The following is a 25,680-nucleotide window of genomic DNA, read 5'->3' as shown; positions in this document are numbered from 1 at the left end:
CCCGACCGGGTCGGCGGCCCCTCGTGCGTCCGTGGGACGGCGTCGACGTCAGCCCTTCGCGCTGAAGTCGTACTGCTCGTAGATCTCGGCGGCGTTCTCCGGTGTCACCGCGGTGGTCGGGAGGATCTGCTCGGCCTCGAAGGGTTCGCCCGCCACGATCTTCGTGATGGTGTCGACCGCCTCCTCGGCGCCCGTCGGGTAGACGAACGTGCCCGCGAGCTGGCCCTCCTGGACGGCGCGGATGCCGCCGTCGGGGATCGCGAGCCCGTCGATGCCGATGAACTTGATGTCCTTCTCCTTGCCCGCGCCCGCGGCCGCCAGGTACGCGCCCAGGGCCATCGGGTCGTTGTGCGCGTAGACGAGGTCGATGTCCTCGCCGGAGGCGAGCCACTGCTGCATGACCTTGGTGCCCTCCTCCTTGAGCCACTTGGCGTCCTGGTCCTTGACGATGGTGATGTCCGGGTTCTGGGCGATGGCGTCGCGGAAGCCCTGGTCGCGGTCGATCTGCGGCTGGTTCGACTCGATCCCGCGCAGCTCCACGACGTTGCCGCCGTCGGGCAGAAGCTGCAGCGCGAGCTCGCCCGCCGCCTCGCCGATCGCCACGTTGTCGCCGCCGATGAACGCCGCGATGCAGTCGGTGTTCACGGTGCGGTCGAGGACGATCACCGGGATGCCCGCCGCGCACGCCTGCTCGACGGGCGGGGTGAGCGGGTCCGACTCGTTGGGCGACACCACGAGGATGTCGACGCCCTGCTGGACGAACTGCTGCACCTGGCTGACCTGCCGCGACGAGTCCTGCTGGGCGTCGGCGATCGGCAGGAGCTCGAGGTTGTCGTGCTGCGAGACGAAGTACTCGAGCTGCGTGTTGAGCTGGGCTCGGTAGGGCTCGGCGTTGTTCGACTGCGAGTAGCCGATGACGTACGAGTCCTTCTCCGGGACCAGTCGGCCGTCCGACGCGGCGGGGGACTGCTCTGCGCCGTCCTCCCCGCCCGAGCCGCCGCCCGATCCCGTGTCGGTGTTGGTGCTGCACGCGCCGAGCGTGAGCAGTCCCGCGACGCACGCCGCTGTGATGCCGGCGAGTCTGCTGTGCTTCATCAGAGCTCCTTCGTGGTGACGTCCTGCGTGGTGGATTCCCGAGGGGTGTCCTCACCGGCGGCGCGACGCGTGGCCGGGGCTGGGGACGACGTGGGCGCGGGCGCGCCGGACGCGTCGTCGGGTGTTCCGGGCTCGTCGCGGCGGCGTAGGCGGGCGACGATGCCCGCCAGCAGGTCGGGCCGCTGGATGACGACGGCGGCCACGACGATGGTGCCCTTGATGATCATCTGCCAGTTGGCGCTGAAGTTGTTCAGGCCGAGCACGTTGTCGAGCAGGGTGAGGATCAGCGCGCCCACCGCGGTGCCGACCACCGACCCGCGGCCGCCGGCCAGGCTGGCGCCGCCGATGACGACCGCCGCGATCGCGTCGAGCTCGTAGCCCAGGCCGGCCTGCGGGTCGGCCGACGCGTTGTAGGCGGCGTTGATCGGGCCGGCCAGGCCCGCGAGCATGCCGGACAGCGTGAACACCACGACCGTGACGCCGGTGACGCTCACGCCCGACAGCCGCGCCGCGGTCGGGTTGCCGCCCACCGCGTACACGTGGCGGCCGAAGGTGGTGCGGCTCAGCAGCAGCTGGAAGACGACGATGACGACGAGCAGCGCCAGCACCGGGAAGTAGCCGACGAGCGGCACGTCGAAAAGCCGCGTGCCGGGCGTGCCGAGCAGCTGGAACTGCGCGGAGCCGGGCGCCACCTCGCCGTCGGGCGTGAGCACCACCGTGCCGATCGACTGGTTGCCCGACGCCTCGCGAACGATGCCCCGCGCGATCGTCATCATCGCCAGGGTCATGACGAAGGACTGGATCCGCAGCCACGCGGTGCCGGCGCCGTTGACGAACCCGAAGGCCGCGCCGATGAGCATCGACGCCGGGACGATCGCCGCGACCGGCCAGTTCGCCTGCGTCAGCAGCATCGCCGACGCCGTGGAGCCGACCGCCATCACCGCGCCCACGGACAGGTCGATGCCGCCGCTGATGATCACGAGCGTCATGCCCACGGCGAGGATCCCGCGGGGGGCGAAGTAGCCGATCGCGTTGGTGAGGTTGTCCACGTCCGCGAAGCGGTCGCCCTGGCTCCAGATGCCGATGAGCACGATGAGCACGAGGCCGATGTAGCCCTGTGCCCCGCCGAGCACGGGGAGGAGTCGGCGGAGTCGGCCCGGTGCCGTCGACGGCGGCGCCGCCTGGGTGGTGGTGGTCACGCTCTGTCCCTTCTCGGAGGTCGGCGGGGGTGGGGCCGGTTCGGCCGTCATGCCGGTCGGCGCCTCACGGCGCCACGAGCGCGCGGCGCGACATCGCGGCGGTGAGGATGTCCTCCTGGGTGGCGCTCGCGGCATCCAGGTCCGCGGTGACCCGCCCCTCGCACAGGACGACGATCCGGTCGCTCATGCGCAGGAGCTCGGGCAGCTCGGACGACGCGACGACGACGGCCACGCCCTCGGCGGCGAGGGCCGCGACGATGTCGTAGATCTCGGCCTTCGCCCCCACGTCGATGCCGCGGGTGGGCTCGTCGAGGAGGATGACGCGCGGGCCGGTGAGCAGCCACTTGGCCAGCACGACCTTCTGCTGGTTGCCACCGGACAGGTGACCCACGGTGGCGGCGATCCCGGGGGTCTTCACTGCGAGCCGGCGCACCTCGTCCTGGACGTGGCGACGCTCGGCGGTGCCCCGCAGCCAGCCCGCGGAGGCGAACCGGCGCAGCGCGGCGAGCGAGGTGTTGAAGCGTACGGAGCCGCCCAGCACCAGGCTCTGCGTCTTGCGGTCCTCGGCCACCAGCGCGACGCCGCGGTCGATGGCGCGGCGTGGCGACCGGGGGCGCAGCGGACGGCCGTCGAGCAGCACCGTGCCGCCGACGTCGTGGCGCCGGTAGGCGCCGAACACGGCCTCGAGCGTCTCGGTGCGCCCCGCGCCCATCAGCCCGGCCAGCCCGACCACCTCCCCGGGCCGGACCGAGAATCCCACCCCGCGCAGCGCCACACGGCCTGCGCGGGGATCGGCGCGCACCGTCAGGCCGTCGACGACGAGGCGCGGCTCGGCACCGTCTGCGGGAGCGCCGGTGCCGGTGCCGGTGCCGGTCCCGGCCACCGGGCCGGCCGCGACGTCGTGGTCCGAGGGCAGCGACTGCGCGCCGAGCTCGCGCCCCACCATCATGTGGATCAGCTCGTCGCGGCTGACCCCGGTCATCGGACGGGTGCCGATCCAGCGGCCGTCCCGCAGCACGGTGACGCGGTCGGCGATCTCCTCCAGCTCCTCGAGCCGGTGGGAGATGTACACGACGGCGACGCCCTCGGCGGTGAGCGCCCGGATCACGTCGAAGAGCCGCCGGACCTCGGCGTCGGCGAGCGCGGACGTGGGCTCGTCCATGATGAGCACCCGCGCGTCGATGCTCAGGGCCTTGGCGACCTCGATCAGCTGCTGCTCCGCCACGCGGAACTGGCGCACCGGCTTGCGCGGGTCGATCCGCAGGCCGACCCTTCCGAGCAGCTGCGCGGCCTCGCGCACCTGCGTGCGGCGGTCGACCCAGCCCGCCTGCGAGCGTTCGCGGCCGAGCCAGATGTTGTCGGACACCGACATGTCGGGGACGAGGTTGAGCTCCTGATGGATGGTGGCGATCCCGAGCCGCTGCGCCTCCGCGGGGGTGTGCAGCCTCACCGGCGTCCCGTCCACGAGCACCCGGCCGTCATAGGTGCCGAACACGCCCGACAGGACGTTGATCAGCGTCGACTTGCCGGCGCCGTTCTCGCCGAGCAGCGCGACCACCTCGCCGGCGTCGGCCGTGAGGTGCACGCCGTCCAGCGCCCGCACGCCGGGGAAGGACCTGCCGATGCCCCGCATCTCCAGCAAGGGCGCGGGGCGCGCTGCCGGTGGGGGTGTGCTCGCGGTCATCGTGGGCCGTCTCCGCTCCGTCGCAAAGCCCAGCACGAGTAATCGATTACAGCGGCAGAATAGGAGGGCCCTGCTGGGGTGTCAAGGACCGCGCGGCGCGGGCGCCGTCGTTCAGGCCGCGGCGGTCAGCCCTCGACGGCGGTGGTGCCGTGCGGGGTGCCGACGGGCTTGGACTCCGGGGACCCGCGCTCGCGCAGGTAGATGGCGAACACGACCATGCAGAGGACGGCGAGCAGCTCGGACTGCCAGTTCTGCAGCGTGCGGTCCCAGAAGTCCGGCATGCCCAGGTAGGCGGTCCAGGTGACCGGGTCGTGGCGGTCGCGCAGCTGCTCCTCGTTGTACGCGACGACGCCCGCCGCGGACTGGGCGAGCCACGAGCCCAGGAAGATCGACCCCATCACCAGGGTCAGCGAGTGCGAGTACACGCTCAGTCGCCAGCCTCCCGCCCGCGCCCAGGCGGGGGAGTCGGGCCGGGCGTGCTCCCCGACGAGCTGCTCCTCGTCCGTCTCCCGGCCCGCCTCGCCGACCTGCTTGGACTCGGGGGAGCCGCGCTGCACGAACCACACGGTCAGGCCGATGAACAGCAGGAACTGCAGGAACTCGGACTGCCAGTTCTCCGTGACGTCGACCCAGAACACGGACGACGTGACGTACCCGGCCACCCCCAGCGGCTCGAGCCCCGCGGCGACCTGGTCGGCGTCGCGCTGCGCCGCCCCGACGAACGCCTGGCCGACCAGGACGGCCAGGAAGAGCAGGCCGAAGGCCAGGCTGAGCGAGTTCTCCCGCAGCACCCGCGCGACCGGGCCGCCCGCGCCCCGGCTCATCGGTGCGCCCCGGCGAGCACGAACGCCGCGACCAGACCGAGCACGATCAGCGCGACCGTGACCGCGAAGATCGCCTTGGACGCGTTCACGACTCCACCTCGCAGTCGTACGGGCGCTCGCCGCGCGGGTCGCACCCGACGCCGGTCACCACCCAGGTATCACCCGACCGGGCCAGGAACACGGTGTCGGAGGCCGTGACCACCTGCGCCTGGCTGCCCGCCCGGTGCACCGCATCGACGGTCGCTGCGGCGGCGCGCTCACCGAGCACACCGCCCGGGCCCGCCGGGTCGAGCAGGGCCTCGGGGCACGGGGCCTGCTCCTCCTCGGCCAGGTCCTCGGCGGCCCCGGTCAGTAGCAGCGCGCACGCGGCGTCCCCGTCGCCCGCCGCCACCGCGGCATAGAAGCGGGTGACGACGTCCTGGGCGTCACCGTCGCCGGGTCCGGCGCACCCGGCGGCCGCCGCGACCAGCGCGGCGACGGCCGGGGCCCACAGGTTCCGCCGTCGTCGGGTGTTCATGCAGGTCATGCTGCCCGGAGCGACGCTGTTCGCAACCGCGGTGGGCGTCAGGACTGCTTGGCCGCCTTCGCCGCCGCCTTCTGCGCCTTCTTGAACGTCCGCACCTCGGCCAGCGACTCGGCGCTCGTCACGTCCGCGATCGAGCGCCGCGAGCCCTCGTCGCCGTAGTGCCCCGCCGCCTCCTGCCAGCCGGCCGGCCGGATCCCGCGCTGCTTGCCGAGCAGGGCGAGGAAGATCTTGGCCTTCTGCTCGCCGAAGCCCGGCAGCGCGCGCAGGCGGGCCAGCACCTCCGCCCCGGTGGCGGGACCCTCCGCCCCGGGCGTCGTCCAGAGCTTCGCGACGTCGCCGTCGTAGTCGTCCACGATCGCCAGCGCCAGCGCCTGCACGCGGCCGGCCATCGACCGCCCGTACCGGTGGATCGCCGGGGGAGTGGTCGCGAGCGTCACGAACTCGTCCGGGTCGGCGTCCGCCACCGCGTGCGGGTCGATGCTCCCCAGCCGGTCGCGGATCTTGCGTGGGCCCGCGAACGCGTGCTCCATCGGGTACTGCTGGTCGAGCAGCATGCCTACGAGCAGCGCGAACATGTCGTCGCTCAGCAGCGCGTCCGTCTCGGGGTCGCCGGTGATCCAGAGCTGTGCGGTCATGGGGTCCATCCTGCCGGAAGCGGAATGCCACGCGCGCCGGCGGCCGTCCGCCGTGAGTTCGGTCAGCTGTCACACGATCGGTCTCCATGCTGACCGACCTCGTGACGGATGACGGACCTCACGGGGCGGCGCGCTCGGCGGGTGCCTCACGCGTCGCGACGCCGGACGGCGAGGGCGGCGGCCGCGAGGACGGCGACGGCGTAGCCGGCCAGCACGGCGAACCCGGCGCCCGGCGACAGCAGGCCGTCCGGGGTGGGGCCTGCTGCGATGAGGCGTTCGCCGGCCACGGTCGGGAGGTAGGCGTAGACGTCCTGAGCCCAGTCGGCGGAGCCGGCGAGCCCCTGGAACAGCAACGGCAGCACCATCAGCAGGCCCAGGGTGGTGGCGATCCCCGCCGCCGTGCTCCGCCAGAGGGTGCCGATCCCCAGGGCGAGGGCGGCGACCGTCGCCAGGTAGGCGACCGTGCCACCCAGGGCGCGGAGGTGCTCGCCGTCGGAGAGGTCCAGGGCGAGGCCGTCCGCGGAGAGCGAGGACGCCGTCGCGAGCCACGCCGCGGCCAGGCCGACGACGGCCAGCAGCGCCGTCGTCGCCGCGACGACCAGCAGCTTGGCCCACAGGACGGGCAGCCGGCGGGGCACGGCGGCGAAGGTCGCGCGGATCATCCCGGTCGAGTGCTCGCCGGTGATGGTGAGGACGGCGAGCACCGCGACCGTGAGCTGCGCGAACCCGTACCCGAACGTCACCGCGACGGCGCCGCTCGGGGTCGCGAGCCGCGGGTCGGCGCTCATGGTCTCCTGCATGTCGGGAGACGTCATGGCCGACCCGAGCGTCGCGGCCATGAGCACCGCGAGGCCCGCCATGAGCAGCACGGTCAGCGCGACGCCCCACCAGGTGGAGCGCAGGGACCACAGCTTGAGCCACTCCGAGCGCAGCACGCGCGCAAAGGTCACGCGGGCGTCGGCGGTCGGTGCGCGGTCGGCGACGAGGGTGGTGGTGGCGCTCATGGCTGGTCTCCCGTGCGCGTCGTGCCGGCGGCCGCGAGGTCTCCGGCGGGGTCGTCGGTGCGGTACTCGACGGCGTCCGCCGTGAGCTCCAGGTAGGCGTCCTCGAGGGTCGAGGCGACCGGTGTCAGCTCGTGCAGCGAGACCCCCGCCGTGAGGGCGATCTCGCCGATCGCGGCGGCGTCGAGGCCCGTGACCTCCAGCGCGCCCGCGTGGGCGACGTCGGGCACGACGACGGCGGCGCCCGCGCGCTCCAGCGCGGTGCGCAGGGTCGACGGGCCGGGGGTGCGGACGGTGACCGCGCGCCGCGACGCGGCCTCGACGACATCGCTGACGGGTGCGTCGGCGAGGATGCGGCCGCGCCCGATGACGATCACGTGGTCGGCCGTGAGCGCCATCTCGCTCATGAGGTGGCTGGACAGGAAGACGGTGCGGCCCTCGGCCGCGAGGCTCCGCGCGAGGCGGCGCACCCACAGCACGCCCTCGGGGTCGAGGCCGTTGACCGGCTCGTCGAGGATGAGGGTGTGCGGGTCGCCGAGCAGGGCCGACGCGATGCCGAGCCGCTGGCCCATGCCGAGCGAGAACCCGCCGACCCGCTTGCGGGCCACCGACGCCAGGCCGGTCAGGTCGATGACCTCGTCGACCCGCCGGTCGGGCAGGCCGTGCGTCGCGGCCAGCGCGCGCAGGTGCGCCCGGGCCGTGCGGCCCGGGTGCACGGCCCGGGCCTCGAGCAGCGCGCCCACCTCGGTGAGCGGGGATCGGTGCCGCGCGTGCGGGCGGCCGTTGACGGTGACCGAGCCCGCGGAAGGCCGGTCGAGACCCATGATCATGCGCATGGTGGTGGACTTGCCCGCCCCGTTGGGGCCGAGGAAGCCGGTGACGACGCCGGGCCGCACCGTGAAGGTGATGCGGTCGACGGCGGTTTTGTTCCCGTAGTGCTTGGACAGACCCTGTGCCTCGATCATGCCGTCGAACGTACGGGCGGTGACGGGGGTCACAGCACCGGGAGGCCCCTGAAAGCGACCCTGGCCGGGTCGCGGCCACCGCGGGGGTCCCCCTACGCCGAAGCCCCGGAGCGGGCCCCTGGGCGGCGACCCTGTGCTGCAGGCCGAGGTGGCCGCCGACGCCGTCGCGTCCTCAGCCGCGCCCTGGCTCGGTAGCGGGCGACTGGGCGGCCGGCCACCGCCGCAGCCGCCCGACGAGGAACGACTCGATGCCGATGAGCCCCGACGCCGCGCCGACGAACCCGCCGAGCATCCCGCGGGCGTCGTCGGCGTCCATGACGCGCAGCTGGTCCGCGCGGTAGTCGACCCCCTTGCGGGTGAGGCGGTACGACCCTGCGGCGCGCACGTTGCGGCACCAGTCGACGTCCGGTCCCCAGGGCAGTGGCGTGAGCACGAGGATGTCGCGGTACTCGCCGATCTCGACCGGGTCGCCGGGCTGGGCGACCCGGGTGTCGATCGGCGCCCGGGCGGCGAACGCGACCACCGGTGTGTGGTACTCGCGCCCGCTCTTGCGGCCCAGGTGGTGCAGCGTGACCCACGGCGGCACGCGCGAGCTCATCTTCAGGGCGTACGGGTTGAAGCGCTTCGTGGCCGTGACGACGGCGGGCGGTGCGGGCATGGACCCATCCTGCTGCGCGGGGGGAGGTCCCGCTGGTTGGATGGGCCCATGGACCTCTGGGGCGTGCTCCTCGTGCTGACCGTGCTGGTCACCGGCCTGGCGGGCGGGGTGTTCGCGGCGTTCTCGACCTTCGTCGTCGCGGGCCTGCGCCGGCTCGACCCCGGGGACGCCGCGGAGGCGATGGCGGCGATCAACGAGGACGCGGTGCGGCCGCCGTTCATGACGTTGTTCGGTGCCGCGGTGGTGGTGCCCGTGGCGGCCGCGGTGGTGGGCCTGGTCGCCGGGCACGACGGCGCGTGGCTGGTCGTGGCGAGCGCCGTCGTCGTGGTCGTGGGCATGCTCGGGGTGACGGCGGGCGGCAACGTGCCGCTGAACAACGCGCTCATGGCGCACCGCGACGCCGCCGGGTGGGTGGCGTTCGACCGGCCCTGGAGCCGGCTGAACCACGTGCGGACGGTCGCGTGCGCAGGGTCGTGCGCGCTCGCGGCCGTGGCGCTGGCGGTGGCATGACGGCTCGGGTCGACGGCCCGGGCGACGGCACTGACAGGAGGGGGCACGCATGAGGATCAGGGATCCGAAGGACTGGAACAGGCCGATCGAGGTGCCGGTTGCACGAGGCATGAGCACGCCTGAGGCCACCGAGCCCACCACCGACGTCGAGGCCACCGTCGACCGCGTCCTCGACGAGACCACCACCTGGGCCGTCGTCGGCCTGTCCACCAACACCGCGCGCGCCGCGTACGGCGTCGCGGAGGTCCTGCAGCGGGCGGGCAAGCGGATCGTGCCCGTGCACCCGAGCGCCGAGACGGTGCACGGCGAGCGGGGCTACGCGAGGCTCGCGGACATCCCGTTCCCGGTCGACGTCGTGGACGTGTTCGTCCGCTCCGAGCTCGCCGGGGCGGTCGCCGACGAGGCCGTCGCGGTCGGTGCCGGGGCGGTCTGGTTCCAGCTGGGCGTCGTCGACGAGGACGCGGCCGCCCGCGTGCGCGCCGCCGGCCTGGACATGGTGATGGACCGCTGCCCGGCCATCGAGCTGGAACGGCGGGGCCCGGGGCGTGGCACGCCGACGGCACACCAGGAGGACGACGCATGAGCGCGGTCAGCACGGTCGTGGACACCGCGACGACGTTCGGCGCGCGGGCGGCGGCCCGCCTGCGGGACGAGGAGGTGGTCTGGCTGACCACCGTCGACCCGCACGGGACGCCCCAGCCCACGCCCGTGTGGTTCTGGTGGGACGGCGACGACGAGGTGGTGATCCGCTCCCAGCCCGGCACCGCCAAGCTCCGGAACGTCGGCCTCGCCCCCGGCGTCGCGCTGCACCTCAACAGCACGCGGTCCGGCGGCGACGTCGTCGTGCTCCTCGGGGAGGGCCGCGTCGACGACGCCGCGCTGACGTCCGACGAGCGCGCGGCCTACGACGCCAAGTACGCCGACGGCATGCGGGGGCTCGGCATGACGCCCGACGGCTTCCATGCCGACTACTCCGTCACGCTCCGCGTGCGGGTGCGGCGGCTGCGCGGGTTCTGACCCGGACCGGGCCGGCGGTCAGTCCGCCGGCGCGAACGTCAGCACCGGGCGACCGGTGCGCGGGTGGGTGAGCACCTCCGTGCGCACGCCGTAGACGGGGTCGAGGACGTCGGGCACGAGGACGTCGCGCACGTCGCCGGCCGCGACGACACGCCCGCCGGACAGGAGCACCACGTGGTCGCAGTGCTGGGCGGCGAGCTGCAGGTCGTGCAGGGCGGCCAGCACGGTGACCCCCCGCTCGGCGAGCTCGCGCAGGATGCGCAGCGCGTCCAGCTGGGCGGCGATGTCGAGGTGGTTGGTCGGCTCGTCCAGCAGGATGAGCGCGGGCTCCTGGGCGAGGGCGCGCGCCATGTGCACGCGCTGCCGCTCGCCGCCGGAGAGGGTCGTGACCTCGCGGTCCGCGAGGTGCGTGGCCCCGACGACGTCGAGGGCGCGGCGGGCGGCGGCACGGTCGTCCGCGGAGTCCCCGGCCAGCAGGGAGCGGTGCGGGATGCGGCCGAGCAGGACGGCGTCGAGCACGGTGACCGGCAGGTCGGTGGAGGCCTCCTGCTCGACGAACGCGAGCGTCCGCGCGCGACGGCGCCGCGGCATCGCGAGCAGGTCGGTGCCCGCGAAGACGACGCGGCCCTCGCCGCCGGACGGCGGCTGCACCCCGGCGAGGACGCGCAGCAGCGTCGACTTCCCGGAGCCGTTCGGGCCGAGCAGCCCGCTCACCGCGCCCGAGGGGGCGGTGACGTCCACGCCGTCGAGGATCAGGCGGCCGGCCGCCGACCAGGAGACGCGGGCGGCGTCGAGTCCGTCGGCGGCCGACCCGGGGGCACCCCCGGCGGGGGTGGCCGCGCGCGCCTCCGTGCGTGCCTCGGCGGTCATGCGAACCTCCGTCCGCGCCACAGCAGCAGGGCGAAGACGGGCGCGCCGATCGCGGCGGTGACGATGCCGACGGGCACCTCGCGCGGCGCGAAGACGGTGCGTGCCAGGGTGTCCGCCCAGACCAGGAACGACGCCCCGCACAGAGCCGACAGCGGCAGCAGCAGCCGGTGCCGGGCGCCCGTGAGCAGCCGCACGGCGTGCGGCAGGATCAGCCCCACGAACCCGATCGACCCGCTCTGCGACACCAGCGCGCCCGTGAGCAGCGCGACGCCGACCAGCAGCAGCCACCGCACCCGCGCGACCGGCACGCCGAGCGCGGCGGCGGCCGTGTCGCCGAACGTGAACGCGTCGAGGATTGAGCCGGTCGAGGCGAGCAGCGAGCCGAGCACGAGCGCGGCGACCCCCGTGATCGCGACCGAGGTCCACGTCGCCCCGGCCACGGAGCCCATGAGCCACGACAGGATCTCGCGGTAGGAGTCCCCGGTCGCCGACCAGAAGATGACGAAGCTCGTCGCGGCCGCGGCGAGCTGGCTCACGGCGAGCCCGGCCAGCACCGTGCGGGTGGGGGTGATGGTGCCGATCGCCCCGGCCAGCGCGAGCGCGGCGGCGAGTGCCGCGACGGCGCCGCCGAAGGCCGCCACCGGCAGCAGCACGGTGAGCCCGGCGACGAGCACCAGCACGGCGCCGAGCGAGGCGCCCGACGACAGACCCAGGAGGTACGGGTCCGCGAGCGGGTTGCGGGTGAGCGACTGCATGACGACGCCGCACACGGCCAGCCCGGCGCCCACGGCGGCGGCCGTGAGCACGCGCGGCAGCCGCAGCTCCCAGACCATGCCGTCCGGCAGCGCGTCGAGCGGTTCGAGGCCCAGGAGGCCGCCGAGCCCGACGTGCGTCGCGACCGAGCGCCACACGTCCGCGACGGACAGGTCGGCCGGCCCGACCGTCACCGTGACCAGGACGGTCGCGACCAGCACCACCACGGAGGCCGGCAGCCACCAGGCCGCGCCGCGGCGGCCCGTCGACGGCGTGACGCCCGCGCGGGGGGCCGCGGCCGGCCTGGCCGTGGTCGTCACGGCTCGAGCCCCTCCAGCTCGTCGAGCTGCGCGGCGAGGTCGACGACGGCGTCGACGTTGCGCACCCCGGCCTCCGTCGCGGGGAACGGCACGGTGAGGTAGCGGCTCTCGCGCACGGCCGTCATCCGTGCGGTGGCGGGGTTCGACTCGAGCCGCTCGATCTTCTGCTCCGCGCTGTTCCAGGTCGCGTCGACGAGCACGATGACGTCCGGGTCCGCCTCGATCGCCTGCTCCCACGAGAACGACGTCCAGGTGTCGTGCACGTCGCCCGCGACGTTCTCCAGGCCGACGGCGTCCATGATCATCTGCGGCGCGCCGATGCCGGCCCCGACGTAGGGGATGTCGTCGCCGGAGGAGTACCAGAGCGCGCTGAGGCCGCGGTCGTCGGGGGTGACGGAGGCCAGGGTGTCGCGCTGCTCGGCGACCAGCTCGTCCGCGGCGTCGGAGGCGTCGAAGACCTCGCCCACCTCGTCGATCTCGGCGAAGACGTCGTCGAACGTCAGCGGGTCGGGCATGTACTCGGGCGCCTTGCAGGCGGCGGGGGAGACGTAGGATGCGACGCCGAGCTTCGCCAGCGTCTCGCGGTCACCCGCACCGTCGGCGGTGAGGTTCGACTCCCAGCCGGCGTAGACGAGGTCGGGCTCCAGGCCGAGCACGGCCTCCGCTCCGGGCACCTGCTCGGCCATCGGCTCGGCGACGGCGGGCACGTCGGCAGCCGCGTCGCCCAGCGAGTCCGGGACGGGGCCGTCGAGGAACGCCGACCCGACGATGCGGTCGCCGAGGCCGAGCGCGAGCAGCATCTCCGTGGTGCTCGACTTGATCGTCACCACACGCTGCGGCGCGGCCTCGACCGTCGTCTCCACCCCGCAGTTGTCGAGCGTGAGCGGGTACGCCGTACCCCCGCCGGTACGGGTGCCGGCGGACGGCGACGACGCGGCGTCGGCGGCAGGGTCCTGCGCGCAGCCCGCGAGCGCGGCGAGAGACAGGGCGAGGAGGGCGGCGCCGGGCACGGCGGCGCGGAGGGGGCGGGGCACGCGGAAGCTCCAGGGGTCGTCGTTGCGGTCGTCCGACGGCGCGCCATCTCGCGCCGGTGGAACCGCGGCCCACAGCCCGGGTCGCGCCGACGGGCCAGAGTCGTGCCCGTGATCCGCCGCCGAGCCTAGTACGCGCGACCGCCTCCGTGTGGTGGCCCGCCGTCCGTGACGCTCCCCACGCGCACCTCGCCCGCCGACGCCGCGCGACCGCGACCTTCACCGCCTCCTCGACCCGGGCCGCGGGTCGAGGGGCGCCGCGGGGTTCACGCCCGTGTCGCGCGCACGAGCAGGTAGTCCCAGACCATCGTGCCGTCGTCGCGCAGGTGCCGGTCGCCGAGCGCGGCGAGGGCGTCGTCGAGCTCCGCGGCGCGCGCGTCGTCGTCCCCGAGGTGCCGGTACGTCGCGATCGTCGGGCCGTAGGTGGCCTTGAAGAAGTCGCGGAACGCTGCGCCGTCGGCGAACCGGTCGACGACGAGCCCGCGCACCTCGGCCCGGACGTCGGTGACGCGGTCCCCGAGGAGCGCGAGCACGTGCTCCTCGGTGCCCCACAGCGGCGGCGGGAGGGCGCCCGGCGGGGGCGGGGGCGCGTACGGCCTGAGGGTTGCGAACATCTCGCCGATGAACCCGGTCGGCGTCCACGCGACATTCCCGATCGTGCCGCCGGGCCGGGTGACGCGGAGCAGCTCGTTCGCCGCGAGCGGGTGGAACGGCGCGAACATCACGCCCACGCACGAGAGGGTCACGTCGAACGCGCCGTCGTCGAACGGGAGCGCGTGCGCGTCGGCGGTCTCCCAGCGCAACGACGCGCCCTGGTCCGCGGCGCGGTGGCGTCCCGCTTCGAGCAGCTCGGGGGAGAGGTCGGAGGCGACGACGTCGGCGCCCGCCAGCGCGGCGGGGATCGACGCGTTGCCGGAGCCGGCCGCGACGTCGAGCACCCGGTCGCCAGGGCGGACGCCGCACGCCGCCACGAGGACGGCGCCCAGCGACGGGATGACCTGGTCCGCGACGGCGGGGTAGTCGCCCGACTCCCAGACGGCGCGGTGCTTGGTGCGGACCGTCTCGAGCAGCTCGACGGGGACGGTCAGGGGATCGGTGACGCTCATGAGGGCTCCTTCGCTCCTGCGGGTTCAGCTGACCCCTCCACGCTCCGCGGTGGGCGGGCACCGGTCCAGTGCCGGATCTGGACCGGGCGAAGTCCTGGATCTGTACTGGCGGCGTCGCGCCGGGCAGGCGTTCACTGGGGAGATGGCGGGCTACGGCCAGTTCTGTCCCGTCGCGAAGGCGATGGAGGTGCTCGACGAGCGGTGGACGCTGCTCGTCGTGCGGGAGCTGCTGCTCGGCAGCACCCGGTTCAACGAACTGCGGCGCGGCAACCCGAAGATGTCGCCCACGCTGCTGTCCAAGCGGCTGCGGACGCTGGAGCGCGCGGGGATCGTCCGGCGCACCGGCGACGAGAGCCACGTCCGCTACCGGCTCACCCCCGCCGGCGAGGAGCTGCGGCCGCTGGTCGAGGCGCTCGGCGCGTGGGGCACCCGCTGGGTCGGCGGCCTCGGGGAGGCCGACCTCGACCCGCACCTGCTGCTGTGGGACATGCGCCGCACGATCGACGTCGCCGCCTGGCCCCGAGAGCGCACCGTGCTGGCGATCGTGCTCACCGACGTGGCGCCCCGGGTGTCGCGGTGGTGGATCGTCGTGCGCGACGGGCAGGTCGAGGCGTGCGACGACGATCCCGGCTACGACACGGCGGTGGTGGTGACGACGCCGTTGCGCACACTCACCCGGCTCTGGCGGGGCGACGTGACCTGGGCGAGCGCCCTGCGCGCCCGCGACGTCGCGCTCGACGGGCCCGAGGGCGCGCGACGCCAGGTGCCTCGCTGGCTCGGCCAGTCGGTGTTCGCGCAGGTGCCCCGGCCGGAACCGGCACCCGCGGGGACGTGACGGCGGCGGGTGACGCTAGCCTTCGACGGCATGACGACTCCCCGGGTCCAGGACGCCATCTCGTGGCGACGGCCGAAGCGGAAGCGCCGCGGGGTGCGGGAGAGCGCCGGCGCGGCGACGGGCCTCGTGCGGGCCGCCGTGGACCTCGCGCTGTCGATCGCGAACGGGAACGCCCCGGCGGGCGACGTGTCGAGCCTCGGGGACGAGCCGCCGCGGGTGCCGCGCGACCCCGCCGAGCCCGTGGCCGAGCTGCCGTGCGTCGTCGCGGGCGGCACGGTCGACTGGCTCCCTGCGGGCCCGGAACCCGCCCGGCTGTGGGCCGCGCGGTCGCGAACCTGGGTCGAGCTGCCCGGCGACGCGGACGACGTCGAGCTGGACCGCTCGGCGCTGACGCTCCGCTCGCTCGCCCTCGCACCGGGCCACGACGGGCCGTGGACGCTCGACACGCCGTGCACCGCGACGCTCGCCGCCCCTAGGACGGAGCTCGTCGTCGAGGGGTCGTGGCTCGCGATCGCGTGGCTCGGGCACCTCGCCGGCTGGCCCGACCCGGGTGCCCCCGTCGAGCCGGCGGTGGGACGCTGAGGTCATGAGCCACGAGGCGCCGTGGGACGTCGGGTCCGCGGTCCCGGCCGAGCCGCGCCGCCGGGACGGCTGGTGGGCGGCGCTCGCGGGCGTGGTCGCGACGGCGGCGGGCCTCGCGGTGGCGGAGCTGGTCGCGGCGTTCGTCGACCCGTCGTCGAGCCCGGTCCTCGCGGCGGGCGGCGCCGTGGTGGACGGCGTCCCCGGCTGGCTCAAGGACCTCGCGGTGTCGTGGTTCGGCACGGCGGACAAGGCCGTGCTGCTCGCGACGATGGGCGTCGTCTCCCTCGCCGGGGCGGCGCTCGCGGGCTTCCTCGAGCGGCGGCGCCCGCCGTGGGGCGCCGTCCTGCTCGGCGCCGTGGGGGTCGTCGCCGCCGTCGTGGCCGCGGGCCGCCCGGGGGCGAACGTCGCCTGGGCGCTGCCGAGCCTGCTCGGGGTGGTGGCCGCGATCGCCCTGCTCAGCACGCTCCTTCGCCGCGTCGAGACCTGGTTCGCCGAGGACGAGCGGCCCGGCGGCGAGTGGCGCGAGGCGATCGACCGTCGTCGCTTCCTGCAGTGGACCGGCGTCACGGCGGCGGGCGCCGTCGTCGTGCTCGTGGTCTCACGCGTGGTCTCCGCCGGCAGCCGGGCGGTGACCGCCGCGCGCGAGGCGACCCGCCTACCCCGGCCCGCGACGACGGCGCCGCCGGTCCCGGCGGGCGCGGACCTCGGCGTCGAGGGCGCCGCCCCGTACGTCACGCCGAACCCGGAGTTCTACCGGATCGACACGGCCCTGGTGGTGCCGCAGGTGGACCCGGGCACGTGGACCCTGAGCGTGACGGGCCTCGTGGACGAGCCGTTCACGATCACCTGGGACGACCTGCTCGCGCTCCCGCTCGAGGAGCACCACGTCACCCTGGCGTGCGTCTCCAACGAGGTGGGCGGCGACCTCATCGGCAACGCGCTGTGGCTCGGCTACCCCGTGCGCGAGCTGCTGGCGCGCGCCCGGCCGCAGGACGGCGCGGACATGGTGCTGTCGCGCAGCACGGACGGCTTCAGCGCGGGCACCCCGCTGAAGGTGCTGCAGGAGGCCGACCGGGCGTGCCTGGTGGCGGTCGGGATGAACGGCGAGCCGCTGCCCACCGAGCACGGCTTCCCCGCGCGCCTCGTGGTGCCCGGCCTGTACGGGTACGTGTCGGCCACCAAGTGGGTCACCGAGCTGAAGGTCACGCGGTTCGCCGACGAGCAGGGCTACTGGACGCCGCGCGGCTGGTCGGCCCTCGGCCCGATCAAGCTGTCCTCGCGCATCGACGTCCCGCGACCGGGCGACGACCTGCCCGCCGGCACGGTGACGCTCGCGGGCGTCGCGTGGGCGCAGCACACCGGCATCGAGCGCGTCGAGGTGCGGGTGGACGACGGCGGCTGGGTCGCGGCCGACCTCGCCGAGACCGTCGGCCCGGACACCTGGCGCCAGTGGCGCCTGGACTGGGACGCGACCCCCGGCGACCACCACGTCGCCGTCCGCGCGACCGACGCCGACGGGAACCTCCAGGTCGAGGCGGAGGCGCCGCCCGCGCCCGACGGCGCCACCGGCTGGCACACCATCGAGCTGACGATCACCTGACCGGTCCCGGGCAGGGCCGCGAGCGCCGGGCTCAGACCCGCGCGGTCGCCGCCAGGCGAGCGCCGAACAGCACGAGCACGCCGCCGGTGACGCGGTCCACCCACCGCACGGCGTGCGACCGACGCAGCCTGGGGCCGAGCCAGCCCGCGCCCAGGACGACGAGCGAGAGCCAGGCCGTGCCGAGCACGCAGTGCACTAGGGCGAGCAGCAGGCCCATGAGCAGCGGGTTCACGCCGTCGGGCACGAACTGGGGGATGGCGGCGACGTAGAAGACGCCGACCTTCGGGTTCAGGAGGTTGGTGCTGAGCCCCAGGCCGAAGTCGCGCCAGCGGCCGCCGGTCGGCAGCGGGACGTCCGGCTCGACGTCCGCGTCGCGCGGCGACCGGAACGACCGCCAGAGCATCGACGCTCCCAGCCAGACCATGTACGCCGCCCCGGCGAGGGTGAGCACGCGGTAGGCCGTCTGGCTGGCGGCGAGCAGGGCGGCCGCGCCGCCCGCCGCGGCGGAGCCCCACACGAGCGTGCCTACCTGGATGCCGCCCAGGGCCGCGAGGCCGTGCGACCGGGAGCGGGTCACGGTGCTGCGCAGCACGAGCGCCGTGTCCAGGCCGGGCACGACCGTCAGGAGGGCCGCCACGACGGCGAACGCGAGCAGCGCCTGGTGCATGGTCACGGCGTCACGATACGTGCCCGGGGCGCTCTCTAGGAGAGGGAGCGCCCGTCGCCCGGACGTCGCGCCGCCGGCGAGGAGGCAGGGGCATGGACTTCGGTGTCGTGCTGCAGAACGACCCGCCCGCGTCGCGGGTGGTGGACCTGGCCGTCCGGGCCGAGGCCGCGGGGTTCTCGCACGTGTGGACCTTCGACTCGCACCTGCTGTGGCAGGAGCCGTTCGTCGTGTACCCCGCCATCCTCGCGGCGACCGAGCGCGTGGTCGTCGGCCCGATGGTCACCAACCCGGCCACCCGCGACTGGACCGTGATCGCGTCGATGTTCGCCACGCTCAACGAGGCGTACGGCAACCGGACGGTCTGCGGCATCGGGCGCGGCGACTCGGCCGTGCGCGTGGTCCGCGGCCGGCCCTCCACCGTGGCCGAGCTGCGCGAGGCCGTCGAGGTGATCCGCGAGCTCGGCAGCTCGCGCGGCATCGCGGTGCACGGCGTCCCGGTGCAGCTGCCCTGGAGCGCCGGGTCGCGGCTCGAGGTGTGGGTCGCCGCCTACGGGCCGCGAGCGCTGCGGGTCGCAGGGGAGGTGGGCGACGGCTACATCCTGCAGCTGGCCGACCCCGACGTCGCCCGGTGGATGATCGGCGCCGTCCGGGCGGCGGCCTCCGACGCCGGGCGCGACCCCGACGCCATCACGTTCTGTGTCGCCGCCCCGGCGTACGTGACCGAGACCGACGGCGCGAGCCGGGCCCACGCGCGCGAGCAGGTGCGCTGGTTCGGCGGCATGGTCGGCAACCACGTGGCGGAGATCGTCGAGCGCTACGGCACCGGCTCGTGCGTCCCGCGGGCGCTGACGGACTACGTGGCCGGACGGCGGGGGTACGACTACGCGCAGCACGGCCGCGCCGGTAACCCGCACGCCGCGTTCGTCCCCGACGAGATCGTCGAGCGCTTCTGCCTGCTCGGCCCGCCCGAGGAGCACCGCGCGCGGCTGCGCGAGCTCGAGGAGCTGGGCGTCGACCAGTTCGCGATCTACCTGCAGCACGACGCCCAGGTGCCCACGCTGCGCGCCTACGGCGAGCACGTGGTGCCGGCCTGGGCGTCGTCGACGGGCCCGGCAGGCGCCGAGAGGACCCAGCCGTCCGGGAAATTCCCCTGACCTGTCGCCGCCCTCGTGACACTCTCGCGGCATGCTGATCCGCCGGGAGCTCCCGTCCGACGCCGCGGCCGTCCGCGCCGTGACCGCCGCTGCCTTCGCCGGCGCGACCTACTCGGCACCGTCCGTGGAACCGGACGGAGCGCCGGGCGAGGCGACGCTCGTCGGCCTGCTCCGCGCCGACCCGTGCTGGATCACCGAGCTCGCGTTCGTGGCCTGCGCGGGCGACGACGTCGTCGGGCACGTCGTATGCACCCGGGCCCGCGTGGGCGACGCCCCCGCGCTGGTGCTCGGTCCGCTGAGCGTGCACCCCGATCGCCAGGCGCGCGGTGTCGGCTCGGCGCTGGTGCACACGGTGCTCGGCGCCGCCGACGCGCTGGGGGAGCCGCTCGTGGTGCTCGCCGGAGACCCGGCGTATTACTCCCGCTTCGGCTTCGTGCCCGCCCCGGAGCTGGGCGTCGAGCCGGACGACCCGGCGCTGGCGAGGTTCTTCCAGGCGCGGCCGCTCGCCGCGTACGAGCCCTCCCTGCGCGGCCGGTTCGCGAGCCCCGCGCCCTTCGCCGCGCTCGAGGCCATGTCGGCGGGCGCGGCGGACGACCCGCGCGCGTGAGGACGCGCGCGAACAGGTCTCAGCGCTCCCGCATCCGGGCCCGGAGCACGTCGAGCTCGCACCCCGGGGCGTCCGGGTCGAAGCCGTGCTCGAGCAGCCAGCGCGACGCGACCAGGCTGCGCAGCGACCACCAGGCGCGGATCACCTCCCGGTCCGCGCCGTCGCCGTAGCCGGCCAGCACGTCGTCGAGGCGCTCCTCGTGCCCGAGCGTCAGGATGGCGAGGTCGAACATGGCGTCGCCGGGCGCGCCCTCGGACCAGTCGATGACGCCGGTGACCTCGTCCCCGTCCACGAACACGTGAGTGAGCTGCAGGTCGCCGTGGACGAACGCCGGTGTCCACGGCCGCAGCGCCGCCTCGGCGATCGCGCGGTTCTTGCGGACCATCTCGGGGGGCACGACGGCGTGGTCGAGCAGCCACGCGCACTCGCGGTCGAGCTCGGCCGCCACGTCGTCGAGCGTGCGTCCCGGCCACGGCGGCAACGGCGCGTCGTGCAGCCTCCGGACGGCGGCGCCCGCAGCCGCCCACGCCGCCGGCGACGCGGGCGACGGCTCGCCCAGGACGCCGAGCGCGGTGCCGGGCACGGCGGCGATCGCGAGCACGGGCGGTTCGCGCCACAGGACCGCCGGCGTCGGTACCGGCGCCAGGTCCATCGCCCGCGCCTCGCGCTCGGCGTGCGCCGGGTCGCTGTCGACCTTCAGGAACACGTCGCCGACGCGCAGCGTCGCACGCTGGCTGTGGGCGACGACGACCTCCACCTCGTCCATGCCGGCCATCCTCGCGAGCACTGCCGCGATGCCGCCCGGCTTTTTCGCGGTACCGGACGTCCCGGCTCCGCGCGATCAGGGCAGCGACACCACTAGTGCGCGCCGAGCTCCAGGAGCAGGACGCCACCGACGATCAGGACGATGCCCAGGCCCATGGTCCGAGTGAGCGGCTCGCCGAAGACGTACCTGCTCGCCACCGCGGTCAGGGCGACGCCGGTGGCCGTCCAGATGCCGTAGGCGACCCCGATCCCAAGGCCGTGGGCGAGGGTGAGACCGAGGCACGTGAAGGCGATCAGGTAGCCGACCACGGCGACGGCGTACCACCCGCGACCTCGGTCGGCGGCGAGGCGGAGGCTGAGCGTGCTGGCGACCTCGAAGGCGATCGCGCCGGCGAGGAAGATCCAGCTCATGGGGCCGCCTCCTCGACCGCGTCGGGCTGGGTGCGACCGGCGCGGGGGGCGCCGAGCTCGATGACGAGGACACCTGCGATCACCAGCACGATGCCGAGCAGCATCGTGCCGGTCAGCGGCTCCCCGAAGATCGCAGCGGCGAGGCTCGCGGTGGCGGCCACGCCCATGGCTCCCCAGATGCCGTAGGCGACGCCGAGCGGCATGCCGGCGCGAAGTACTGCCGCCAGCAAGGTGAACGCGCCCACGTACCCGATCCCGACGACCGCGTACCAGGCGGGGTGGTCCTGCGCTGCCTGCAGGGCCAGGGATCCCAAGACCTCTGTGGCGATCGCGCCGACGAGGAGCAGCCACTTCTTCACGTCGCGTCCTCGGTCCAGTGCGCGGCGAGGCGGCGCAGCGCGTCGCGGTCCGCCGAGGTGAGCGGGAAGTAGTGGGCGGCCTCCGCGAACCACGCCCCGTCGGCCAGCAGGCGCAGCGCGGTCAGGCGCGTCCGTTCGCCCGGTTCGACGTCGTCGGGGATCGTGACCCAGCGCGCCATGCGCCGGGTCCACCGGTCCACCAGGGCGTCGCGGAGCCGCAGGTCGGCGAGCATCGCCAGGTGGCTCGGGTCAGCGTCCACCTCGAGGGTCCACCGGAGGTAGGCCGCGATCCGCTCGCGTGGCGATGCCGTGGCGGGCTCGCCACCCAGGATGCGTTCGAGCCCTTCCTCCCACCCGTCGATCACGTGATCCACGAGCGCGGTCATGAGGTCCTGCTTGGTCCTGAAGTGATACATCAGGCCGGGCTTGCTCACGCCGGCGGACCGGGCTGCCGACTCCAGGGAGACCGTCTCGCCGTCCCGCAGGAGGTTCACCGCGCTGTCGAGGATCTGAGCGCGTGTCGAGGTCGTCATGCGATCAACTTTACCAACCGGATGGTTGGCGGCGGCCGCCGTCGGCCGAGCCCGCGACTCGATGTCGGCGTCGTGGTCCGATCGATGGGACGTTTGAGCCGTGCGTACCCCGACCCAGGAACCCGATGGATCGATCCGGTCGCGGGTGAGCCAGACGCTCCGGGACGAATTCGGGATCGAGACGAGCCGGCTCGACCGGATCCATGCGGGCACCGCCACGGGCAACTTCACCGCCACGACTTCCGGCGGGGCCCGATGGTTCGTGAAGGTCCGCAGCGAGCGGTGAGCGACGGTCGCACTTGCGGGCCTGGCTACCATGGGGGCACAGGCATCGACCCGGCCATCACCGGTGAGCCTCCGGAAGAACAGGCGTTCGTTCGCCTCAGTAGAACCGGACGGGTAGGCCCGTCACAGCCGTGAACGAGCGGCGGACGTCAGCGCGATCGGCGTCCGCAAGCGGGGTGGTACCGCGGGACCCGCGCCCTTCGGGGCGGGGGCGTCGTCCTCGCACAGCAGCACCGACGTCGTACCACCGACCGCCAGCTCGTCCGCACAGGAGCCCACCCATGGCCTACCCGCAGCACCGTTCGTCCGACCAGCCTGATCAGGCAGCACAGCAGGGCGCTGCCTTCGGCATCGCCGGCGTCCCCGCGTCCCCGGACCTGCCGGCGATCGAGCGCGACGTCCTGGACTTCTGGGCCGAGGACGACACGTTCCGCGCGTCCGTCGCGAAGAACCCGGCGGGCGAGAACGGCAACAACGAGTTCGTCTTCTACGACGGCCCGCCGTTCGCCAACGGCCTGCCGCACTACGGCCACCTGCTCACCGGCTACGCCAAGGACGTCGTCCCGCGCTACCAGACGATGCGCGGCAAGCACGTGGAGCGGCGGTTCGGCTGGGACACGCACGGCCTGCCCGCCGAGCTCGAGGCGATGAGCCAGCTCGGCATCAAGACCAAGGACGAGATCCTCGAGCTCGGCATCGAGAAGTTCAACGCCGCGTGCCGCGCGTCGGTGCTCAAGTACACCTCCGAGTGGCGCGACTACGTCACCCGCCAGGCGCGCTGGGTCGACTTCGACCACGACTACAAGACGCTCAACGTCACCTACATGGAGTCGGTGCTGTGGGGCTTCAAGAAGCTCTACGACGCGGGCCTGGTGTACGAGGACTTCCGGGTGCTGCCGTACTGCTGGAACGACCAGACGCCGCTGTCCAACCACGAGCTGCGCATGGACGACGACGTCTACCAGACGCGTCAGGACCCGGCCGTGACCGTCGGCTTCGACGTCGCGACCGTGCCGGCCGGGCAGGATGTCGTGCGGCCGGGGGACAAGCTGCTCGTCTGGACGACGACGCCCTGGACGCTGCCCTCCAACCTGCTCGTCATGGTCGGCGAGGACATCGAGTACGCCGTCGTGGAGTCCTCCTTCACGGGCACGCCGCAGCGCTACGTGCTCGCCGAGGCGCGCGTGGACGCGTACGCCCGCGAGCTGACCGACGAGGGCGAGGACGCGCCGCGCGTGGTCGGGCGCCTCACCGGCCGCGACCTGCTGCAGACCTCCTACGTCCCGCCGTTCTCCTACTACGAGGGCCGCGAGCGCGCGCACCGCGTGGTCGAGGCGGACTTCGTCACGACGACGGACGGCACCGGCCTCGTGCACAGCGCCGGCGCGTTCGGCGAGGACGACAAGGTCGTCTGCGACCGCGAGGGCGTGGCCTCCGTCATGCCCGTGGGCGCGGACGGCAAGTTCACGCACCCGGTCGACGAGTACGCCGGGCTGCAGGTCTTCGACGCGAACCTGCCGATCATCGACCACCTCAAGGCGCGCACCCGCGGGGAGGCGGACGCCGGCTCGGTGACCGCCGGCACGGTGCTGCTGCGCCGCGAGTCGTACGCCCACTCCTACCCGCACTGCTGGCGCTGCCGGCAGCCGCTGATGTACATGGGCGTGTCCTCGTGGTTCGTCGAGGTCACGAAGATCAAGGAGCGCATGCTCGAGCTCAACGAGGAGATCTCGTGGACGCCCGAGCACATCCAGCACGGCCAGTTCGGCAAGTGGCTGGAGAACGCGCGCGACTGGTCGATCACGCGCAACCGGTTCTGGGGCTCGCCCGTGCCCGTGTGGAAGAGCGACGACCCGGCGCACCCGCGCATCGACGTCTACGGGTCGCTGGAGGAGATCGAGCGCGACTTCGGCCGCCTGCCGCGGAACGCCGACGGCGAGCCCGACCTGCACCGCCCGTTCGTCGACGACCTCACCCGGCCGAACCCCGACGACCCGACCGGGAAGTCCACGATGCGCCGCGTCGAGGACGTCATGGACGTGTGGGTGGACTCCGGCTCCATGCCGTACGCCCAGGTGCACTACCCGTTCGAGAACACCGAGTGGTTCGAGAACCATTACCCGGGCGACTTCATCGTCGAGTACATCGGGCAGACGCGCGGCTGGTTCTACACGCTGCACGTGCTCGCCACGGCCCTGTTCGACCGGCCGGCGTTCCGCAGCGCCGTCTCGCACGGCATCGTGCTGGGCTCCGACGGCCGCAAGATGAGCAAGTCGCTGCGCAACTACCCGGACGTCTCCGAGGTCTTCGACCGCGACGGCTCCGACGCGATGCGCTGGTTCCTCATGGCCAGCCCGATCCTGCGGGGCGGCAACCTCGTCGTCACGGAGGAGGGCATCCGCGACGCCGTCCGCCAGGTGCTGCTGCCGCTGTGGAGCACGTACTACTTCTTCACCCTGTACGCGAACAGCGCCGCGGACGGCGCGGGCTACACCGCGAAGCCGCTCACGGCCGAGCGCGTCCCGGGCCTGCCCGCCCTGGACCGTTACCTGCTGGCCCGCACGCACGACCTGGTCGCGAAGGTCACGGCCCAGCTCGACGCCTACGACATCGGCGGCGCGTGCGAGTCGGTGCGCGAGCACCTCGACGTCCTGACCAACTGGTACGTGCGCACCCAGCGCGACCGGTTCTGGGCCGAGGACGACGACGCGTTCGACACCCTCTACACCGCGTTGGAGACGCTGACCCGCGTCATGGCGCCGCTCGCGCCGCTGCTCACCGAGGAGGTCTGGCGGGGGCTCACCGGCGGTCGGTCCGTGCACCTCACGGACTGGCCCGCCGCGTCCGGCGGCGCCGACGCCGCGGTCGAGCCTGCCCTGGTGCGCGACGACGAGCTCGTCGCCGCCATGGACGAGGTGCGCGCCGTCGTGTCCAGCGCGCTCGCGCTGCGCAAGGCGAACCAGCTGCGGGTGCGCCAGCCGCTCGCACGGCTCACCGTCGCGGTGCCGGACCCCGCGGCGCTCGCGGACTACGTCGGCCTGTTGACGTCGGAGCTCAACGTCAAGGCGGTCGACCTCGTCGAGGCCGACGCCGACGCGTCCGAGCGGTTCGGCATCACCGAGCGGCTCGCGGTCAACGCCCGGGCGGCCGGCCCGCGCCTGGGCCGCGGGGTGCAGGCGGTCATCAAGGCGGCGAAGTCGGGCGCCTGGCGGCGCGAGGACGACGGCAGCGTCGTCGTCACGACGGACGGGGGCGACGAGCCCCTGCTCGAGCCGGAGTACGAGCTCACCACCGTGGTGGGCGACGCGGCCGGCGAGCACGTGGCCGCGTCCGTGCTGCCGGGCGGCGGCTTCGTCGTCCTGGACCTCGCGCTCGACGATGCGCTGCGCGCCGAGGGATACGCGCGCGACGTCATCCGCGACGTGCAGGACGCCCGCAAGGCCGCCGGCCTCGAGGTGAGCGACCGGATCGCGTTGGAGCTGGACGTCCCCGCCGAGCACGTCGCCGCGGTGGAGGCGCACCGGGAGCTCATCGCCCGCGAGACGCTCGCCCTCGACGTCGCCGTGGCGACGGGCGACGGCGAGCGCGCGGTGCGCGTGAGCAAGCGGGAGACGCCGGCCGGCTGACCCGCGCGACCCGGAGCGTCGTCAGGAGCCGCCCTGCGCGAGGTCGAGGAACGCCTCGACCT

At 74.2% G+C, this 25,680-nt stretch carries 28 protein-coding genes; 10 read left to right on the top strand and 18 right to left on the bottom strand.

What is annotated here, in order from left to right:
* Positions 1-48: 48 nt before the first annotated feature.
* From ACFUVW_RS07520 to ACFUVW_RS07480, 9 genes are all read right to left on the bottom strand, one after another.
* The gene (locus tag ACFUVW_RS07520; RefSeq protein WP_430570705.1) at positions 49-1,095 is read right to left on the bottom strand and encodes a substrate-binding domain-containing protein; all 1,047 of its coding nucleotides are present in this window, start codon (positions 1,093-1,095) and stop codon (positions 49-51) included.
* Positions 1,095-2,294, bottom strand: coding sequence for an ABC transporter permease (locus tag ACFUVW_RS07515; protein ID WP_430570704.1), 1,200 nt, complete (start codon positions 2,292-2,294; stop codon positions 1,095-1,097). The genes ACFUVW_RS07520 and ACFUVW_RS07515 overlap by 1 nt, the downstream gene beginning before the upstream one ends.
* Before the next feature lie 64 nt (positions 2,295-2,358).
* Positions 2,359-3,978, bottom strand: a complete 1,620-nt coding sequence (locus ACFUVW_RS07510) for a sugar ABC transporter ATP-binding protein (RefSeq protein ID WP_430570703.1) — start codon at positions 3,976-3,978, stop codon at positions 2,359-2,361.
* 125 nt (positions 3,979-4,103) lie between these two features.
* A complete protein-coding gene (locus ACFUVW_RS07505) occupies positions 4,104-4,802 on the bottom strand; it encodes a DUF6766 family protein (protein ID WP_430570702.1) in 699 nt (232 codons plus the stop codon).
* Between the two features lie 85 nt (positions 4,803-4,887).
* On the bottom strand, positions 4,888-5,319 hold the full coding sequence (locus ACFUVW_RS07500; RefSeq protein ID WP_430570701.1) for a hypothetical protein: 432 nt from the start codon (positions 5,317-5,319) through the stop codon (positions 4,888-4,890).
* 47 nt (positions 5,320-5,366) lie between these two features.
* Positions 5,367-5,963, bottom strand: coding sequence for an HhH-GPD-type base excision DNA repair protein (locus tag ACFUVW_RS07495; protein ID WP_430570700.1), 597 nt, complete (start codon positions 5,961-5,963; stop codon positions 5,367-5,369).
* Between the two features lie 146 nt (positions 5,964-6,109).
* Positions 6,110-6,967, bottom strand: coding sequence for an ABC transporter permease subunit (locus ACFUVW_RS07490; protein ID WP_430570699.1), 858 nt, complete (start codon positions 6,965-6,967; stop codon positions 6,110-6,112).
* Positions 6,964-7,929 (bottom strand): ATP-binding cassette domain-containing protein, encoded by a 966-nt coding sequence (locus ACFUVW_RS07485; protein ID WP_430570698.1) that lies wholly within the window; start codon positions 7,927-7,929, stop codon positions 6,964-6,966. Before ACFUVW_RS07485 ends, ACFUVW_RS07490 begins: the two co-directional genes overlap by 4 nt.
* Positions 7,930-8,101: 172 nt before the next feature.
* Complete coding sequence (locus ACFUVW_RS07480; RefSeq protein ID WP_430570697.1) at positions 8,102-8,587, bottom strand: hypothetical protein; 486 nt, start codon at positions 8,585-8,587, stop codon at positions 8,102-8,104.
* Positions 8,588-8,635: 48 nt separating this feature from the next.
* Between ACFUVW_RS07480 and ACFUVW_RS07475 the strand changes: the two genes are divergently transcribed.
* From ACFUVW_RS07475 to ACFUVW_RS07465, 3 genes are all read left to right on the top strand, one after another.
* The gene (locus tag ACFUVW_RS07475) at positions 8,636-9,097 is read left to right on the top strand and encodes an anthrone oxygenase family protein (protein ID WP_430570696.1); all 462 of its coding nucleotides are present in this window, start codon (positions 8,636-8,638) and stop codon (positions 9,095-9,097) included.
* A 109-nt stretch (positions 9,098-9,206) separates the two neighbouring features.
* Positions 9,207-9,680: a CoA-binding protein gene (locus ACFUVW_RS07470; RefSeq protein WP_430570695.1), complete on the top strand. Its 474-nt coding sequence runs from the start codon at positions 9,207-9,209 to the stop codon at positions 9,678-9,680.
* The gene (locus ACFUVW_RS07465) at positions 9,677-10,114 is read left to right on the top strand and encodes a TIGR03667 family PPOX class F420-dependent oxidoreductase (RefSeq protein ID WP_430570694.1); all 438 of its coding nucleotides are present in this window, start codon (positions 9,677-9,679) and stop codon (positions 10,112-10,114) included. Before ACFUVW_RS07470 ends, ACFUVW_RS07465 begins: the two co-directional genes overlap by 4 nt.
* A gap of 18 nt (positions 10,115-10,132) precedes the next feature.
* Here the strand turns inward: ACFUVW_RS07465 and ACFUVW_RS07460 are convergent, their stop codons facing one another.
* From ACFUVW_RS07460 to ACFUVW_RS07445, 4 genes are all read right to left on the bottom strand, one after another.
* Positions 10,133-10,984: a putative F420-0 ABC transporter ATP-binding protein gene (locus ACFUVW_RS07460; protein ID WP_430570693.1), complete on the bottom strand. Its 852-nt coding sequence runs from the start codon at positions 10,982-10,984 to the stop codon at positions 10,133-10,135.
* A complete protein-coding gene (locus ACFUVW_RS07455; RefSeq protein ID WP_430570692.1) occupies positions 10,981-12,057 on the bottom strand; it encodes a putative F420-0 ABC transporter permease subunit in 1,077 nt (358 codons plus the stop codon). Before ACFUVW_RS07455 ends, ACFUVW_RS07460 begins: the two co-directional genes overlap by 4 nt.
* The gene (locus tag ACFUVW_RS07450; protein ID WP_430570691.1) at positions 12,054-13,091 is read right to left on the bottom strand and encodes a putative F420-0 ABC transporter substrate-binding protein; all 1,038 of its coding nucleotides are present in this window, start codon (positions 13,089-13,091) and stop codon (positions 12,054-12,056) included. The genes ACFUVW_RS07455 and ACFUVW_RS07450 overlap by 4 nt, the downstream gene beginning before the upstream one ends.
* 263 nt (positions 13,092-13,354) lie before the next feature.
* On the bottom strand, positions 13,355-14,194 hold the full coding sequence (locus ACFUVW_RS07445; RefSeq protein ID WP_430570690.1) for a class I SAM-dependent methyltransferase: 840 nt from the start codon (positions 14,192-14,194) through the stop codon (positions 13,355-13,357).
* 142 nt (positions 14,195-14,336) lie between these two features.
* On the opposite strand from ACFUVW_RS07445, the gene ACFUVW_RS07440 reads away from it, so the two are divergent.
* From ACFUVW_RS07440 to ACFUVW_RS07430, 3 genes are read left to right on the top strand one after another with little or no spacing between them, the layout of a single operon-like run.
* Positions 14,337-15,029 carry a winged helix-turn-helix transcriptional regulator gene (locus ACFUVW_RS07440; RefSeq protein WP_430570689.1) on the top strand — a complete coding sequence of 231 codons (693 nt, stop codon included), beginning with the start codon at positions 14,337-14,339 and terminating at the stop codon, positions 15,027-15,029.
* Positions 15,030-15,059: 30 nt separating this feature from the next.
* On the top strand, positions 15,060-15,611 hold the full coding sequence (locus ACFUVW_RS07435) for a hypothetical protein (RefSeq protein ID WP_430570688.1): 552 nt from the start codon (positions 15,060-15,062) through the stop codon (positions 15,609-15,611).
* A gap of 4 nt (positions 15,612-15,615) precedes the next feature.
* Positions 15,616-17,211: a molybdopterin-dependent oxidoreductase gene (locus tag ACFUVW_RS07430; protein WP_430570687.1), complete on the top strand. Its 1,596-nt coding sequence runs from the start codon at positions 15,616-15,618 to the stop codon at positions 17,209-17,211.
* Positions 17,212-17,242: 31 nt separating this feature from the next.
* On the opposite strand, the gene ACFUVW_RS07425 is transcribed toward ACFUVW_RS07430, so the two are convergent.
* Positions 17,243-17,878, bottom strand: coding sequence for a LysE family translocator (locus ACFUVW_RS07425; RefSeq protein WP_430570706.1), 636 nt, complete (start codon positions 17,876-17,878; stop codon positions 17,243-17,245).
* Positions 17,879-17,970: 92 nt separating this feature from the next.
* On the opposite strand from ACFUVW_RS07425, the gene ACFUVW_RS07420 reads away from it, so the two are divergent.
* Positions 17,971-19,032, top strand: a complete 1,062-nt coding sequence (locus tag ACFUVW_RS07420) for a TIGR03842 family LLM class F420-dependent oxidoreductase (protein ID WP_430570686.1) — start codon at positions 17,971-17,973, stop codon at positions 19,030-19,032.
* 31 nt (positions 19,033-19,063) lie between these two features.
* Positions 19,064-19,639 (top strand): GNAT family N-acetyltransferase, encoded by a 576-nt coding sequence (locus ACFUVW_RS07415; RefSeq protein WP_430570685.1) that lies wholly within the window; start codon positions 19,064-19,066, stop codon positions 19,637-19,639.
* A 19-nt stretch (positions 19,640-19,658) separates the two neighbouring features.
* Here the strand turns inward: ACFUVW_RS07415 and ACFUVW_RS07410 are convergent, their stop codons facing one another.
* The 4 genes from ACFUVW_RS07410 to ACFUVW_RS07395 all read right to left on the bottom strand — a co-directional run bounded on the left by ACFUVW_RS07410 (position 19,659) and on the right by ACFUVW_RS07395 (position 21,707).
* Entirely contained in the window at positions 19,659-20,405 is a 747-nt protein-coding gene (locus tag ACFUVW_RS07410; RefSeq protein ID WP_430570684.1) for a phosphotransferase family protein, read from the bottom strand.
* Positions 20,406-20,497: 92 nt separating this feature from the next.
* Positions 20,498-20,815, bottom strand: a complete 318-nt coding sequence (locus ACFUVW_RS07405; RefSeq protein ID WP_430570683.1) for a DMT family transporter — start codon at positions 20,813-20,815, stop codon at positions 20,498-20,500.
* Positions 20,812-21,174, bottom strand: coding sequence for a DMT family transporter (locus ACFUVW_RS07400; RefSeq protein ID WP_430570682.1), 363 nt, complete (start codon positions 21,172-21,174; stop codon positions 20,812-20,814). Before ACFUVW_RS07400 ends, ACFUVW_RS07405 begins: the two co-directional genes overlap by 4 nt.
* A complete protein-coding gene (locus tag ACFUVW_RS07395) occupies positions 21,171-21,707 on the bottom strand; it encodes a TetR/AcrR family transcriptional regulator (protein ID WP_430570681.1) in 537 nt (178 codons plus the stop codon). Before ACFUVW_RS07395 ends, ACFUVW_RS07400 begins: the two co-directional genes overlap by 4 nt.
* Before the next feature lie 100 nt (positions 21,708-21,807).
* Between ACFUVW_RS07395 and ACFUVW_RS07390 the strand changes: the two genes are divergently transcribed.
* On the top strand, positions 21,808-21,993 hold the full coding sequence (locus tag ACFUVW_RS07390) for a hypothetical protein (protein ID WP_430570680.1): 186 nt from the start codon (positions 21,808-21,810) through the stop codon (positions 21,991-21,993).
* Positions 21,994-22,273: 280 nt separating this feature from the next.
* Positions 22,274-25,618: an isoleucine--tRNA ligase gene (gene ileS, locus ACFUVW_RS07385; RefSeq protein ID WP_430570679.1), complete on the top strand. Its 3,345-nt coding sequence runs from the start codon at positions 22,274-22,276 to the stop codon at positions 25,616-25,618.
* Positions 25,619-25,680 lie beyond the last annotated feature (62 nt).

This window comes from Isoptericola sp. NPDC057391, assembly GCF_042668085.1.
Classification (GTDB): Bacteria; Actinomycetota; Actinomycetes; order Actinomycetales; family Cellulomonadaceae; genus Isoptericola.
This window is presented reverse-complemented; position numbering and strand designations above follow the sequence as displayed.